Source organism: Tahibacter aquaticus (genome assembly GCF_004363655.1).
In the GTDB taxonomy this organism is placed as follows: Bacteria; Pseudomonadota; Gammaproteobacteria; order Xanthomonadales; family Rhodanobacteraceae; genus Tahibacter; species Tahibacter aquaticus.
In genome coordinates this window covers 305,257-318,324 of the sequence record NZ_SNZH01000005.1, presented here as the reverse complement: position 1 = coordinate 318,324, position 13,068 = coordinate 305,257, and the positions used below count along the sequence as shown (strand labels likewise).

The following is a 13,068-nucleotide window of genomic DNA, read 5'->3' as shown; positions in this document are numbered from 1 at the left end:
CTAGCCTGATGCCGCCGATGCCTACCGCTCCCGCCAGTCGCAACGTGCAGCGCGTGTTTCGCAACAACGGCGCACGCGTGGTCTGGATTTTCGTCGCGATCTGGCTTTCCATGCTCGCCTGCTTCACCTATATCGCGATCCGCGACGGCGGCATTCCCCAGGTCGGCGTATGGGCATGGCCAATACTCGGCCTGTTCTGGTTGTTCGGTGCCGGTGCGCTGGCCTGGGCGGCTGGCCTGCCGCTGCTGCGGCTGGAACTGTCAGCCGATGGCGTGCTGGTGCGCGAGCGCTTTCTCTGGCGGGTACAGGAAAAACGCTACCGCGTGCGCGAACTGCGCCTGCCACAGCTGGAGTCGGTCGTCGACGGCGATGGTGATGCGCAATTCCAGTGCGTGCTCGTTTTTGCCGACGGGCGCCGCCTGCTCGTGGCCGAAAGCCTGCACCGGCCGCAGGTGGAAACGACCTTCCTCACCCTGCAGGCCAGTCTGGCTGCCCTCTGCCGCGGTTATACGGATGCGGTGGCTGCAGACGCTGTCGCGCCGCGCCCGGCTGCTCGCTGAGCCCACCTGCGGCGCTGCTACTGTGCTGCGCTTACCCGCCAGACCACGTTGCCGACATCGTCGGCCAGCAGCAGATTACCGCGGTGGTCCACGGCTACGCCGACCGGCCGGCCGCGTGCCTGGCCTCGCTCGTCGAGGAACCCGTCGAGCACGTCCAGCGCCTCGCCCGCGGGGTGGCCATCGACAAATGGAACAAAGATAAGTTTGTAGCCGCTGGGCGGGCGCCGGTTCCAGGAGCCGTGCTGGCCGATGAACATGCCCTGGGCAAAGCGCGGCGGCAGCGTATTCGTTCCCGACCAGGCCAGGCCCAGCGAGGCGGTGTGCGCGCCCAGCGCGTAGTCGGGCACGACGGCAGTGGCAACGAGGTCCGGTCGCGGCGGCTCTACACGCTCGTCCACATGCGCGCCGTAGTAGCTGTACGGCCAGCCGTAGAAAGCGCCGTCGCGCACCGAGGTGAGGTAGTCGGGGACCAGGTCCGAGCCGATTTCGTCGCGCTCGTTGACCACGGTCCAGAGCAGGCCGCTGGCCGGTTCCAGCGCCATGCCGACCGGATTGCGCAGGCCGCTGGCGTAGACGCGATAGCGCTGCGCCGCCGGATCGACTTCGAGGATCGCGGCGCGTTCGTGCTCAGCGTCCATGCCGTTTTCGCCGACATTGCTGTTGGAACCGACACTGACGTACAGATGCTTGCCGTCGGCGGCGGCGATGACGTTCTTGGTCCAGTGGTGATTCCGCGCACCGGCCGGCAGGGCTATCACTTTCTGCGCCGGCGCCGTGATGGTGGTGTCGCCGTCGCGATAGGGAAAGCGCAGCAGTGCATCCGAGGCAGCTACATACAGGTCATTGCCGACCAGCACCATGCCGAAGGGCGAATTGATACCCGACAGAAATACGTTGCGTGTTTCTGCCTTGCCGTCGCCGTCTGCATCGCGCAACAACGTGATGCGATTCGCGCTGGGTACGCCGGCACCGGCCTTTTTCATCGCTCTCTGCATGAACCAGCCTTTGATGCCTTTGCCGTCTTCCGGCTTGGGCGGCGCATTGGTTTCCGCCACCAGCACATCGCCGTTGGGCAGTACGTACAGCCAGCGCGGATGGTCCAGTCCACTGGCCAGCGCCGTAACGGCAAGGCCGGCAGCCGCGCGCGGCTGCGCGCCGGCCGGCCAGCCGACGGCCTTGGCGACGTTCACCGTCGGTATCCAGCGCTGTTCCGGCGGCGGCAATTCGGGTCGCGGGCCCATGCCTTGGCGAATCGGAATACTGGCTTTTTCGCTGCAGCCGGCGAGTGCCAGCACTACAGCGCCGAACAGCAAGGGCTTGTACATGCAGATCTCCGTAGGCGCGCGGACGAGGACGCCGCCAGGCTATGTACAGGCAAGAACGATACCGCTGGCACGGAGCCGGCAGTTTCACTTCATGGCATGGATTGGATTCGATTTTGTCCGGCGGCGGGCATCACCGTATCGTGCAATTTTCCTCGCACGGTCGATGTATCGGGCAATTGGCCTTGTCCATCGGCGCGTGTGCAGCACAGGTCGGGCTGAACTCGAACCGTTGGCCTGCACGGCGCGCAAGCACTCGCGGGCGGCAAGGCATGCCGCGCGGCGACGAGGCCGCGCGTAGACGCAATGACGGCATGGGGGTTGCAGTGAGTTCGCAACGCAAGATCCACAATGCCGAAGGAGCAAGACATGGCGAACGAAGAAAACACCGGCAAGATCGCCGCCGAACTGACCGAGCGGGCCTGGGAAATCGCCGGATCGCTGCGCACCAGCCTGCTGACGACATACGACGGCACCCAGCCGCGCATACGTCCCATGGCCGGCGCGGTGCGGCGCGAAGAACATGCGATCTATTTCATGACCGAGAGCACTTCGCCGAAGATCACCCAGCTGGAACGTCATCCGATTGCCACGGCAGCCTTCGCCGACGATAGCGGCAACAAGTTCGTCACCTTCACCGGCACTGCGGTGGTGAGCAACGACCGGGAAAAGATCCGCGAAATCTGGACGCCGTTCGCGAAGGCCTGGTGGGATTCGCCGGATGACCCGATCATCCGCCTGATTACCTTGCATCCGACCGAGGCCGAATTGTGGGACAGCCCGGGCAAGCTGCTGGCGACGGTGATCATGCTGTCTGCCGTGGTGACGGGGGCGAAGCCGAAGGTGGGCGAGCATGCAAAGCTGTATTCGCCGTAAGCGTCTGCGCAGCGGTGGCGAAGGCTGACACCCGCGTGGCCGGCGGCCTTGCCCTCGCCGTGGTATCGGTTTCCGCGGCTCGGCTGCGCCTTCCGCTATCGGGATAAGGCTGGTGCGTTCGACCCGGCAGCAAGCCGGGTCGACCTCGCCAATAACCCGGCATCGGTTCGTTCTGGCCCGCAAGAACCACTCGTCATCGCGCCGGCCACTGATGCATCCATGCCTCGCCGCTGTGCGAGACCCGTTGCGGCGTTCGCCCGATTCCAGCCCCATCCTGTGCAAGCTACACTCGGCCCATGAGTTTCCAGCACTACTGGTACATCGTGGCCGAATCCCGCGAACTGGGCCGCGACCAGGTACTGGCGCGGCAGGTACTGGATGAGCGGCTGGTGTGTTTTCGCGCCGCGGACGGCCGTGCTACGGTGCTGCGGGATCGCTGCCTGCATCGCAATGCGCCGCTGAGTGCCGGCCAGGTGCGGCAAGGTTTGCTGGTCTGCCCCTATCACGGCTGGACTTACGACGGCGAAGGCCGCGTCGTGGCGATTCCGGCGCTGGGGCCGGAATTGCGGCAGCGACATTGTCTGCCGCCGTATGCAGTGATCGAACAGGACGGCTTCGTCTATGTGCAGCTGGATCGCACCGCAGCGGCGCAGATCCGGCCGTTTGCGATGCCGCACTACGGCGAGCCGGGCTGGTTCACCCTGCGCCTGCAGAACCGCTTCCGCAACAACGTGGCCAATTGCGTGGAAAATTTCATCGATATTCCGCATACGGCCTTCGTGCACCGGCGCATCTTCCGTTCGTCCACCGGCGAGAAGCTGAGCGCACGCGTGGTGCTGCGTAATGCACAAGTACATATCGAATACGCCAACGAGCGGCGCAACCTGGGCAGCTATCGCTGGTTCCTCAATCCCCGTGGCCTGGCGGTCAGCCATACCGACAGTTTCCACGCGCCGAACGTGACCTCGGTGGAATACCGCATCGGCCGCAAGGTATTCCTGATCACTTCGCAGGCAGTGCCGGTCAGCGAGCAGGAAACCCTGGTGTATACCGACCTGACCTACCGCTTCGGCCTGTTCAACCGTCTTGCCGCGCCGTTCGTGCGGCGCTACGGCCAGCGCATCATCGACCAGGATCTGCAGATTCTTGCGCTGCAGATGGACAGCATCCAGCGCTACGGCCGCGAGTTCCGCGATACGCCGGCCGATCATATCCACCGGCTGGTCGACTCGCTGCGCGAGGCGATCGGCCGCGGCGAAAATCCGCACGATCTGCCCGAGGCCTGCCTGGACATCGAGTTCTACGTATGACGTTTCGCGCGCGCCTGTTCGCCCTGTTTCCGACGCTATGGCTGCTGGCCCTGCTGGCCTGCCTGCTGTGGCTGGTCCAGGCGCGCACGGCCTGGCCGCTGGCGGCGGCGCTGGCGATTGCCTATTTGCTGCCGCCCTTGTGCTTTCGCCTGCACGATGCGGCCTGGCCGCTGCGCGAAGGCCGTTCGCGCATCGACGCGCCGGGCTATTCGCCCTGGTGGGGCAGTCATCAGTTCCAGGTGATGTACAACGCGTTTCCCGCGCTGGAGAGTGCACTGCGCCTGTTGCCCGGCGGTTATAGCGCCTGGTTGCGCCTGTGGGGCAGCCGCATCGGCCGCGGCGTGCACTGGACGCCGCGCGTGGAGATTGCCGACCGCAGCCTGCTCGCGGTCGGTGACGGCGTGGTATTCGGCCATCTCGTTGCCTGCTATGCCCACCTGATCAAGCCGCATCGCGGCGGACTGGTGCTGTATGTGCGGCGCATCGAGATTGGCGACGGCGCGTTTATCGGCGCGGGCTCGCGCCTGGGGCCCGGCGCACGCATTGCCGCAGGCACGGTACTGCCTATCCTTACCGATGTCGGCGTGGGCCGGCGCCTGGGCGCGGACTGAGCATGCGCGGCGCGCTTGCGGCAGCGCTGCTGCGCTTGGCCTCGGCACCGCGCGCACGGCGCTTTGCGCGCGCGCTGCAGGATTGCCGCGCCGCCCAGGCGGCCACGCTGGCGCGCATCGTGCGCGCGGCGGCGGCGACGGACTATGCGCGCCAGTGCGGACTGGCCGCGGCCGACGGTGTCGCCGAATTCCGCCGCAAAGTACCTATCTGTACTTATGCCGATATTGCGGGGTGGATAGCGCGGCAGCAACAGCAGCCGGGCAGGGCGGCGATAGCGCCGGGACGGGTGCGCTGTTACGAACCGACCTCGGGCAGCGGCGGCACGGTCAAGCCGATCGCCTACAACGCCGCGCTGCTGGCGAGTTTCCGCAGCCTGTTCGCGATCTGGGCGCACGATCTGCTGAGCCATCAATTGCGGCTGCGTTCTGGCCGCTGCTTTATCAGTGTGTCGCCGAGCTTCGGCGCGGCGCGCGGCCTGGCCGACGATCGCGACTATCTCGGCAGGGCGCAGCGTCTGCTCGCCGCAGGCTTCCTGCTCACGCCGCCGCAAGGCTGCAGCGACATGACCGGCTTTCGCCGCGGCCTTGCCCTGGCCTTGCTGCGCGCGCGCGATCTGGAAGTCGTCTCGATCTGGAATCCCGGCTATCTGCTGGTCGTGCTCGACGAGGTCGAACGGCGCGAGCCTGACTTGCTGCAGCAGCTGCCGGCGCTACAGCGCCGCATTCTGCAAAATGATGCAAACCCCTGGCCGCAGCTGTGGCCGCAACTGCAGCTGGTGTCCTGCTGGACCGGTGCCGCCGCCGCCTTGCCCGCACGGCAGCTGGCGCAGCGCCTGCCGCAGGCGCGCCTGCAAGGCAAGGGGCTGCTCGCCACCGAGGCGCCGGTGACATTGCCCTTGTGCGCGGCCGGCGGCTGCGTGCCCTTGCTCGACGAAGTGTTCCTGGAATTCGAAACAGCCGATGGCGACTGCCGCCTGCTGCACGAACTCGATGACGGCGGCGAGTACGCCCTGCTGCTGACCCAGGCCGGTGGCCTGCTGCGCTACCGCCTGGGCGACCGCGTGCGTGTCGGCGGGCGTTATCTCGACGTGCCACTGCTGGAATTCATCGGGCGCGCCGACGCCGTAGCCGACCTGGTGGGCGAAAAGCTGGACGAGGCATTTGTCGCGACAGTACTCGCCGAGGTCTGCGCCGCGGCCGGTTTTGCGAGCTTGCTGCCGCTGCAGCCGGAACAGGGACGGCCGTTCTATCTCTGCCTGACCGATGTGGCCGACAGCGGCATGCTGGCCGATCGCCTCGACCAGGCCTTGCGGCAATCCCTGCGCTATGCGGAAGCACGCGCACTGGGACAGCTGGCGCCGGTGCAGGTATTTGCGGCGCGCAACCTGCGCGAACGCGTGCAGGCGCACTGGCTGGGCCTGGGCATGTCCTGGGGCGACATCAAGGACCGCAGCCTGCTGACCGATCTGTCGCAGGCGCAACGCCTGCACGCGGCCTTGCAGCGCGATCAGCGCAGCGAGCGGTAGATCTGCGCCGCCTCGGCGGTTGCGGCAGGCGTGAAGGCATTGCGTGCGTCGAGTGCATCGACCAGCCAGTGCATGCCCGGCTGCGCCATCAGCTGGCGCAGGCGTGCCAGCTTGGACGCAGTCTGCGCCGCGGCATCCAGTGCTTCGAACACGCCGGCGATGGCTGTCGCGTCGATGCCGTCCAGTGCCGCGTCCAGCGCCGCGACGACAGCCTGCGGCCCGCTGCGTATCATCTGGAGGAATGTATACGATGCATCAAGCAGGAAACCGCGCTCGCGTTCGTTCAGGCGCCGGCGGTCGAACACGGCCAGGCCGGCGGCGTGGTGCAAGGCCTCGTCCTCGGCCATGCGCTGCAGCGTCGCCGCCAGGGCAGCATCGCTGCAGTCGGCGGCCAGGCCGGCATAGTGGACAATGCCGAATCCTTCCAGCACCACCTGCATCAGATAGGCCAGTGGCTGCGGCGTGGCTTCGCGCAGGCAGTCGGCGATAAAAGCGTTGAACGGGTCCAGCGTATCGCCGGTCTGCTGCAGCCAGGGCTGCAGCCAGGCGTAGTGGCTGGCCTCGTCGGCGCCGATCAGGCTGTACAGCGTGCGCTGCTGCGCATCGTCGCTGAGCAGCACCATGCGCGCGCAGAATTCCATGCCGCCGCGTTCGACCAGCCAGGATTCGCGCAGCAGGCCGAGGCTGCAGTGGTCGAGCACGCGGCGCTGCAGAGCTTCCGGTGCGGCGACGTAGGCGTCGACGTGTTCCAGGCCGAAGCGCTGCGCTGGCCACAGTGCGCCATCGCCCTGCGGCGTGGCTGCGGCGGCGCGGCGGCGCAGCAGGCGCGCGCTGGCCTTGTTCAGACCGTCGCCGTAGCTGCTCATGCGGGCGGTTCGCTGCGGTCGGCCGGGGCCGCCAGCAATGTGCGGAATTGCCTTGCCAGCAGGCGCTGGGCCAGCCGTTCCGGCAGCAGGCGCTTGAGCCAGTGCAGGCTCTGCGCGTCGCTGCCGACGCGGGTACGCAGCGGCATCTGTGCACGCTGCAGCAGGCTGGCGATGGCCGCGATCACGGCGCCCTCGTCCTTGCCCGGCCGCGCCAGCAGGCGCGCCAGCAGGGCGCGATAGCCGCGCAGCTGCGCTTGTTCCGTCGCAGCAAGCTGCTGCGTCTGTTCGCCCCAGCGCAGGTTGGCGGCAAAGCGCGTGCGCCGGCCGCCGGGTTCGACCAGGGCTATCTGCAGGCCTTGTGCCGGCAGTTCGTGGGCCAGCGACTCGGCCCAGCCTTCCAGCGCAAACTTGCTGGCGCAGTACAGCGAATTGAGTGGCAGGCCGGTTTCGCCCGACAGCGACGACAGCACGATGACGCGCCCCTGGCGCCGGCGCAGGGCTGGCAGCAGGGCCTGGGTCAACTGGGCTGGGCCGAGGAAGTTCACCTGTAGCTGATGCTGCATCTGATGCAAGGTATAACTGGAGAACGGCCCGACCAGGCCGTAGCCGGCGTTGTTGACCAGGCAGTCCAGTTCGTCGATCTGCGCCGCCAGGCGTGCGATGGCGCCGCTGTCGGCCAGGTCCAGCGGCAGGAATTCGATGTCGGGCAGGCCGGCCGGACGCTGGGCGATGTCGCGCACCGCAGCCAGTACCTGCCAGCCGTCCTGCGACAGCTGTCGCGCCAGGGCCAGGCCCAGGCCGGAGGAACAGCCGGTGATCAGAACCTTGCGTTTCATGCGTGCTTGCCGCCTACGCGATGCAGATGCCGCCGGTGGGTGGAATGCGCTGCCGGCTCGGCCCAGTCGGCGCGTGGCTGCTGGTCGAGATGGCGCATGAAGGCGAGTACCGCCTTGTCTGCGGCAATCGGCGTGCGCAGGTCGAAGCGAATGCTCTGGAATACGCGCGTATCGCCGCGGGCGAAATACCAGCCGACGGCTGCCGTCAGCGCCAGCACGGCGTGGTCGAACAGCCAGCCGGCGATGCCGCTGCGCCGGCGTGTGATTGCCACGGCCTGGCCCTGGGTTTCGCCGTCGTCGCCGCGGTGCAGGGCGAACATCAGGTGGAAATGCAGGAAATCCGGTCCCAGCGTGACGAAGCCGGTGCTGCCGTGCCAGTAGCTGAGCTTGTAGGTCAGCGCATCGCGGTAGCAGCGGCCGAGCAGGCGTCCCAGCCAGTGCGTCGCCGGCACGCGCCCGCTGTTGTGGAATTCGATATGCGCGCGGTCGCGCGGCAGCGCCTGCATGCTCAGGATGGAGCCGGGCAGGCCGTGTACGCTGCGGAAGTGCTGCTCGTCGATGGCGTTGATCAGCATCACGTTGGGATGGCAGTTCTTGCGGAAGCGGTTGACCTGCAGCGTGCGGCAGCGCAGGCCGGCCAGCTCGGGTACTTCGGGTACGGCGTGGGCGGCATGTGTGCCGGTCCAGATCCAGACCAGGCCGTAGCGCTCGGCGGCCGGCCAGCGTTTCACCTGGGCACGGGCGGGTGGCGTGCCAGGCTGGCAGGGAATATCGTCGCAGCGGCCATCGGCGGTATAGCGCCAATGGTGGAAAAAGCAGCGGAGTTTATTTCCCTCGACGCGGCCTTCGGCCAGGTGCGCGCCCATATGCGCGCAATACGCGTCCAGCGCAACCAGCTCGCCATCGTCGCCGCGGTAGACGGCCAGGTCGCGGCCGAGCAGGCGCAGCGCCTTCACCTGGCCGCGGCGGATCTGCCGCGAGGCGCACAGCCAGTACCAGCCTTCGGCTATGGCTTCGCGATGATTGAACAGCGCCTCGCTCATGCCTGCGCTGCCCGTTGCGGCGATTCGCTATCCCGCGCTTCGCGCTGGGCGGACAGGAACAGGCGCCTCGCCAGCGGGCGCAGGTTGTCTGCCTCGATGCGGCACAGGCACACCAGTTCCTCGCCACGGGCATAGCCCGGGTTGCGTTCGAGGAAGAACGTGACTTCCGCCAGATGCGCGTGGATAGGCGGCACGCTGGCCAGGTCGGCGCGCAGGTGGCCGTGCGAATCCGCATGACGGATCACACCGCGCTGCGCATCGTAGGCGTCGCCAAAACGGTCGCGGGCGAGAAAATCCATCAGCCGCTGGCGGCCTGGCGGTGTCGCATGTTGCGGCGACGGATCGTAGTCGAGGCTGAAGGTGGGCAGATAACGGAAGGTGCGGTGGCCCTTGGAAATCAGCAGCCAGTACAGCGGTTCGGCCGATTCCTGCCGCACCTGCGCAGCCAGGCGGATAAAGCCGAAGGCCAGTGCCTGCTGGCCCCAGCTGCCTTCGTCGACTACGGTATCGCCGGAGAACAGCACGCGCAGCGGCACACCGTCGAATTCGCGCCGGTAGCAGGCAACGGTGGAAAAACCGCGCAGCGTGCCACTGTCGTCGCGCACTTCCAGCACCAGCTGCTTGTCGTCCAGGTCGGCGTTGAAGCGTGCCCGATCGGTGGCGTCGAAATGGCGCCGGTACAGCGCGAACATTTCTGCGCGCTGCAGCGCGGTGATGTCGGCATGTTCGATCAGGCGGGCGCGGATCGGCGCGGCGGCATCAGTCATAGCGGAAAAGCCGGGGAGTCAGGATCCAGGCGAGGACAGCCAGTGCCGTGCCGGCTAGCGTATCCCATACCACGTGTTGTTTGGTCGTCAGCGTGGCCACGGCGATCAGCGCCGGCCAGCTGCAGGCCAGCAGGCGCCAGCCGCGCCGCCACAGGGCCAGGCCCGATAGCGTGGCCAGCGCCACGTGCAGCGAAGGAAAGCAGTTGCCGTCCACGTCGCGGGCGAACAGCAGTGCCCAGGCCAGGCCGGTAAGCCCGGTTGTCGGCTGAGCCGGGCGCTGCAGCTGGGTAGGCCATATCAGGAATACGCTGGCCGCGATCAGCGTGGCGAGCAGGCAGGCGTAGAACACGCGGCTACGGTCGGCATCGTCGCGCGCCTTGACGATGGCCAGCGGCAGCAGCAGGAACTGCGACAGGTAGATCCAGATCGACCAGTCCAGCAAGGGAATCGCCGCATCGATGCTGCCGCGCTGCAAGGCTACCGGCGGCTGCAGCCGCAAGGCGTGGCTGCCCAGATAGAGCAGGCAGAACAGCAGATAGCCGAGCAGCAGGGCCAGGCCGATGCGGCCTGCGCGGATCGCCGGCAGCTGCATCAGGACTGCGCCGCCAGGAATTGCGCATACAGCGCGCGCACGCGGCGTACTTCGAGCGCATAGCGGCCGCGCAGTACCGTCACGAACAGGCGATTGAGGCAACGCGACGCGCGCCAGGAAAAGACCAGGTCGCGCATGTCCACGTGCGAGCGTTCGTACAGCAGATGGCCGAGCAGGCCGCTGGCTTGCGACAGCGGGATGCCAAGCAGCCACCAGGCATTCCCGCTGAGCAGGGCAGCCACCACGCTGCCGTGCATCAGCAGCACGCCGAGGCAGTGCAGGGCGATATTGCCGCGCGCCTGGTGCTTGTAGACGAAGATATCCCAGTAGTCGCGGAACGGATGATCCAGCGTGGCGTCGTCCAGGCGATTGCGATGGCGTGCCAATGCGGCGGCGGCATCGGCCGGCACGCGTTGCGGCGACAGCACCTGGCCGAGCGTGCGGCTTGCCAGCAGGGGCAGCGGTTCGCCGTCGCGTACTACCTGCTCGCCGCCGATAAACACGGCGGCGACCGCGGCGGCATCGTCGCGGCGCACCAGGCGTGGCGCCCCCTGCAGCAAGGCGTCGGCCACTTCCGTCACGCGGCTGGGCTGTGCCAGGGCCTGCGGCCGCAACAGCAGCAGGTCGGCCCGTGCGCCGGCGCGCAGGCGGCCCGCGTCGATATTGAACCACTGCGCTGCCTCGCCGCTGACCCGGGCAACGGCTTTTTCCATTGGCATGAAGCCGCTGATGGCGGCCTCGCGCAGCAGGTTCAGCGCACTGTCGAAAAAAGCGATATTGCGCGAATGTGCACCGGCATCGGAAAAACCCGGCAGGATATGCGCATGTGCCAGCAGCTTGCGCAGCACGCCGGGCCGCTCGTTCGCGCTGCAGGCCTGCCAGCACAGCGCGGTATCGTATTCGGCCAGCAGATCCATCAGCGTGGCGGTGGCATCGTGGCCGCGCCGGCGCGCGATCTCGCCGATGCTCAGGCCGACATGGGCCGGGTCGGGCGAGGCCAGCACCTGCATGCGTGCCGGATCGCGATGGAAGGTGCGCAGGCCGCGGCGCTGCCAGTCGCGGCGGAAGCGCGTGCGGAATGCCGTATCGGCCCAGAGCGCACGCCGCGCCGCTGCATCGGCGGCGCTGTTGAGTTCAACGCCGCTGGGGAATTCCTCGAAGAACGGCGTCAGCGGACCGTCGCCGCGAATGACGAAAGCCTCGCCCAGTGCCTGGAAACGCAGATTGCCGCCGAACACGCGATTGACCAGCCAGGCCGCCAGCGGAAACGCGCGCCACAGGCCCGGGTGGTCGCTCATGTCCATGGCCGACAGCACGGTCAGGCGCAGCGGCGGGCGGAACAGGCCCATGCCCATGGCGAGAATGCGCAGGAAGGAACTCGGCTTCTGCGGGTTGGGCGTGACCTGGAATACCGCATCGCGTTCGCGGCAGAGCGCGGCCAGCATGCGGTATTCGCGCAGGTCGGCGTAGTGCGAAGGCACCGAGCGGCCGGCGTAGATACCGCTGACCTTGTGCCAATGCACCATGTCGATGGAAATGCCGCAGCAGCCGGCTTGCAGCGCGCTCAGTGCGAGCGTGCGCATCTGCTGCAGTTCGCTGTCGCTGGCGGTATCGCGCAGTGCGCGCTCCAGCCCCATCACGGCGACCCGCACGGCGCTGTGGCCAAGCAGCGGCGCTACGTTGGGACCAAGCTTGAGCTGGCCCAGATGGGCGAGGTAATCGGCCGGCGTTGTCCACGAAACGGCCTGGCTCAGCCAGCGCCGCACCAGTTCGGCGGGCAGGCTTTCCACGCGCAGGAAGATATCGGCCAGATCCTCGGCGCGGCCTGCAGTCAGCGAAAGACTGCAATTGCCCATGACCACCGTGGTCACGCCGTGGCGCACCGATTCGGCCAGGCCAGGCGCAATTTCCACTTCTACATCGTAGTGGGTGTGGATATCGACCAGGCCCGGCAGCAGCCACAGGCCGGAGACGTCGCGGCATTCCCGCGCGGGTCCGTCCAGTTGCCCGGCCATCGCCGCAATGCGGCCGCCGGCAATGGCGATGTCGCAGCGGCGCCCGGGAGCGCCGCTGCCATCGAACACCGTGCCGCCTTGCAGCAGCAGATCGTACATAAGCTAGCCAGGTTCGCCGGGTTTCAGCGGCGCCGGCGCAGCAGGGCCATCAGCAGCAGACCGAGCAGCAGTCCGCCTACGCCGGCCAGTACGGCCATGCGCTTGCCCGTGTCGGCGGCGGCCTGCAGCATCGGATTGTCGAAGGGATTGGCGGAAAAATGCACATTCACCAGTTTCCAGCTGTCGCCTTCCTTGACGACGGCCGCGCTCCAGCGCGTCGTCATGCTGCGCTGCTCGCCCTGCTTGAAGACGGCGTTCTTGCGGAAGGTGTAGGTGTCCTGCGAGGTGCCGTAGACCACGCCGACATTGTCGTCGAGGAAGAATGTCAGTTCGTCCGCCGCCGGCTTGGTTTCCACCGACAGCAGCGGTGCATCGGCACCGTCGAACAGTTTGTTCCAATAGCTGCGGAACGCTTCGATGCCGACCAGCTTGGTATTGTCCACCGCAATCACGGTAAAGCCCGCGTGCAGTTGCGGCGTCAGCAGGTCGAACTTGCGCGTATTCACCGCTTCGCTGGCCGTGCGCATCAGGCCGCGCAAGGCCTCGTGATCGGCTTCGCGCGCCGCTGGCGCGGTCTGCGCAAAAGCCACGCCGCTGCACACCAGCAGCACTACTGTCCACACCGTTGCCGCGATCCGTTTCATG

The 13,068-nt window shown here is 67.3% G+C and carries 13 protein-coding genes; 5 read left to right on the top strand and 8 right to left on the bottom strand.

What is annotated here, in order from left to right; translation table 11 throughout:
* The first annotated feature begins 17 nt into the window (after nucleotides 1–17).
* The gene (locus DFR29_RS10495) at nucleotides 18–560 is read left to right on the top strand and encodes a hypothetical protein (protein WP_133818537.1); all 543 of its coding nucleotides are present in this window, start codon (nucleotides 18–20) and stop codon (nucleotides 558–560) included.
* Nucleotides 561–577: 17 nt separating this feature from the next.
* Here the strand turns inward: DFR29_RS10495 and DFR29_RS10490 are convergent, their stop codons facing one another.
* Nucleotides 578–1,885 (bottom strand): PQQ-dependent sugar dehydrogenase, encoded by a 1,308-nt coding sequence (locus DFR29_RS10490; protein WP_133818536.1) that lies wholly within the window; start codon nucleotides 1,883–1,885, stop codon nucleotides 578–580.
* Nucleotides 1,886–2,251: 366 nt separating this feature from the next.
* Between DFR29_RS10490 and DFR29_RS10485 the strand changes: the two genes are divergently transcribed.
* The 4 genes from DFR29_RS10485 to DFR29_RS10470 all read left to right on the top strand — a co-directional run bounded on the left by DFR29_RS10485 (nucleotide 2,252) and on the right by DFR29_RS10470 (nucleotide 6,205).
* A complete protein-coding gene (locus DFR29_RS10485; protein ID WP_166654010.1) occupies nucleotides 2,252–2,758 on the top strand; it encodes a pyridoxamine 5'-phosphate oxidase family protein in 507 nt (168 codons plus the stop codon).
* Nucleotides 2,759–3,054: 296 nt separating this feature from the next.
* A complete protein-coding gene (locus tag DFR29_RS10480; protein WP_133818534.1) occupies nucleotides 3,055–4,068 on the top strand; it encodes an aromatic ring-hydroxylating dioxygenase subunit alpha in 1,014 nt (337 codons plus the stop codon).
* The gene (locus DFR29_RS10475; RefSeq protein ID WP_133818533.1) at nucleotides 4,065–4,679 is read left to right on the top strand and encodes an acyltransferase; all 615 of its coding nucleotides are present in this window, start codon (nucleotides 4,065–4,067) and stop codon (nucleotides 4,677–4,679) included. The genes DFR29_RS10480 and DFR29_RS10475 overlap by 4 nt, the downstream gene beginning before the upstream one ends.
* A gap of 2 nt (nucleotides 4,680–4,681) precedes the next feature.
* Nucleotides 4,682–6,205: a GH3 family acyl-acid amido synthetase gene (locus DFR29_RS10470; RefSeq protein ID WP_133818532.1), complete on the top strand. Its 1,524-nt coding sequence runs from the start codon at nucleotides 4,682–4,684 to the stop codon at nucleotides 6,203–6,205.
* Here DFR29_RS10470 and DFR29_RS10465 read toward each other — a convergent pair.
* The 7 genes from DFR29_RS10465 to DFR29_RS10435 are packed head-to-tail and all read right to left on the bottom strand — an operon-like array spanning nucleotide 6,187 to nucleotide 13,067.
* Nucleotides 6,187–7,071, bottom strand: a complete 885-nt coding sequence (locus DFR29_RS10465) for a ferritin-like domain-containing protein (protein ID WP_133818531.1) — start codon at nucleotides 7,069–7,071, stop codon at nucleotides 6,187–6,189. The two genes, DFR29_RS10470 and DFR29_RS10465, sit on opposite strands and share 19 nt — an antisense overlap.
* Nucleotides 7,068–7,907: an SDR family NAD(P)-dependent oxidoreductase gene (locus DFR29_RS10460; protein WP_133818530.1), complete on the bottom strand. Its 840-nt coding sequence runs from the start codon at nucleotides 7,905–7,907 to the stop codon at nucleotides 7,068–7,070. Before DFR29_RS10460 ends, DFR29_RS10465 begins: the two co-directional genes overlap by 4 nt.
* Nucleotides 7,904–8,950 (bottom strand): aromatic ring-hydroxylating oxygenase subunit alpha, encoded by a 1,047-nt coding sequence (locus DFR29_RS10455; RefSeq protein WP_133818529.1) that lies wholly within the window; start codon nucleotides 8,948–8,950, stop codon nucleotides 7,904–7,906. The genes DFR29_RS10460 and DFR29_RS10455 overlap by 4 nt, the downstream gene beginning before the upstream one ends.
* The gene (locus tag DFR29_RS10450) at nucleotides 8,947–9,717 is read right to left on the bottom strand and encodes a hypothetical protein (protein WP_208113562.1); all 771 of its coding nucleotides are present in this window, start codon (nucleotides 9,715–9,717) and stop codon (nucleotides 8,947–8,949) included. The genes DFR29_RS10455 and DFR29_RS10450 overlap by 4 nt, the downstream gene beginning before the upstream one ends.
* On the bottom strand, nucleotides 9,710–10,309 hold the full coding sequence (locus DFR29_RS10445) for a phosphatase PAP2 family protein (protein ID WP_133818528.1): 600 nt from the start codon (nucleotides 10,307–10,309) through the stop codon (nucleotides 9,710–9,712). Before DFR29_RS10445 ends, DFR29_RS10450 begins: the two co-directional genes overlap by 8 nt.
* Nucleotides 10,309–12,423: an Mpo1-like protein gene (locus tag DFR29_RS10440; protein ID WP_208113561.1), complete on the bottom strand. Its 2,115-nt coding sequence runs from the start codon at nucleotides 12,421–12,423 to the stop codon at nucleotides 10,309–10,311. The genes DFR29_RS10445 and DFR29_RS10440 overlap by 1 nt, the downstream gene beginning before the upstream one ends.
* A gap of 23 nt (nucleotides 12,424–12,446) precedes the next feature.
* Nucleotides 12,447–13,067: a nuclear transport factor 2 family protein gene (locus tag DFR29_RS10435; protein ID WP_133818527.1), complete on the bottom strand. Its 621-nt coding sequence runs from the start codon at nucleotides 13,065–13,067 to the stop codon at nucleotides 12,447–12,449.
* Between the last annotated feature and the right edge of the window lies 1 nt (nucleotide 13,068).

What these genes read in the sequence shown, in the direction of transcription:
- DFR29_RS10435 (WP_133818527.1), bottom strand. Translation starts at nt 13,067, where the DNA reads ATGAAACGGATCGCGGCAACGGTGTGGACAGTAGTGCTGCTGGTGTGC.
- DFR29_RS10450 (WP_208113562.1), bottom strand. Translation starts at nt 9,717, where the DNA reads ATGACTGATGCCGCCGCGCCGATCCGCGCCCGCCTGATCGAACATGCC.
- DFR29_RS10475 (WP_133818533.1), top strand. Translation starts at nt 4,065, where the DNA reads ATGACGTTTCGCGCGCGCCTGTTCGCCCTGTTTCCGACGCTATGGCTG.
- DFR29_RS10465 (WP_133818531.1), bottom strand. Translation starts at nt 7,071, where the DNA reads ATGAGCAGCTACGGCGACGGTCTGAACAAGGCCAGCGCGCGCCTGCTG.
- DFR29_RS10460 (WP_133818530.1), bottom strand. Translation starts at nt 7,907, where the DNA reads ATGAAACGCAAGGTTCTGATCACCGGCTGTTCCTCCGGCCTGGGCCTG.
- DFR29_RS10495 (WP_133818537.1), top strand. Translation starts at nt 18, where the DNA reads ATGCCTACCGCTCCCGCCAGTCGCAACGTGCAGCGCGTGTTTCGCAAC.
- DFR29_RS10445 (WP_133818528.1), bottom strand. Translation starts at nt 10,309, where the DNA reads ATGCAGCTGCCGGCGATCCGCGCAGGCCGCATCGGCCTGGCCCTGCTG.
- DFR29_RS10480 (WP_133818534.1), top strand. Translation starts at nt 3,055, where the DNA reads ATGAGTTTCCAGCACTACTGGTACATCGTGGCCGAATCCCGCGAACTG.
- DFR29_RS10455 (WP_133818529.1), bottom strand. Translation starts at nt 8,950, where the DNA reads ATGAGCGAGGCGCTGTTCAATCATCGCGAAGCCATAGCCGAAGGCTGG.
- DFR29_RS10485 (WP_166654010.1), top strand. Translation starts at nt 2,252, where the DNA reads ATGGCGAACGAAGAAAACACCGGCAAGATCGCCGCCGAACTGACCGAG.
- DFR29_RS10470 (WP_133818532.1), top strand. Translation starts at nt 4,682, where the DNA reads ATGCGCGGCGCGCTTGCGGCAGCGCTGCTGCGCTTGGCCTCGGCACCG.
- DFR29_RS10440 (WP_208113561.1), bottom strand. Translation starts at nt 12,423, where the DNA reads ATGTACGATCTGCTGCTGCAAGGCGGCACGGTGTTCGATGGCAGCGGC.
- DFR29_RS10490 (WP_133818536.1), bottom strand. Translation starts at nt 1,885, where the DNA reads ATGTACAAGCCCTTGCTGTTCGGCGCTGTAGTGCTGGCACTCGCCGGC.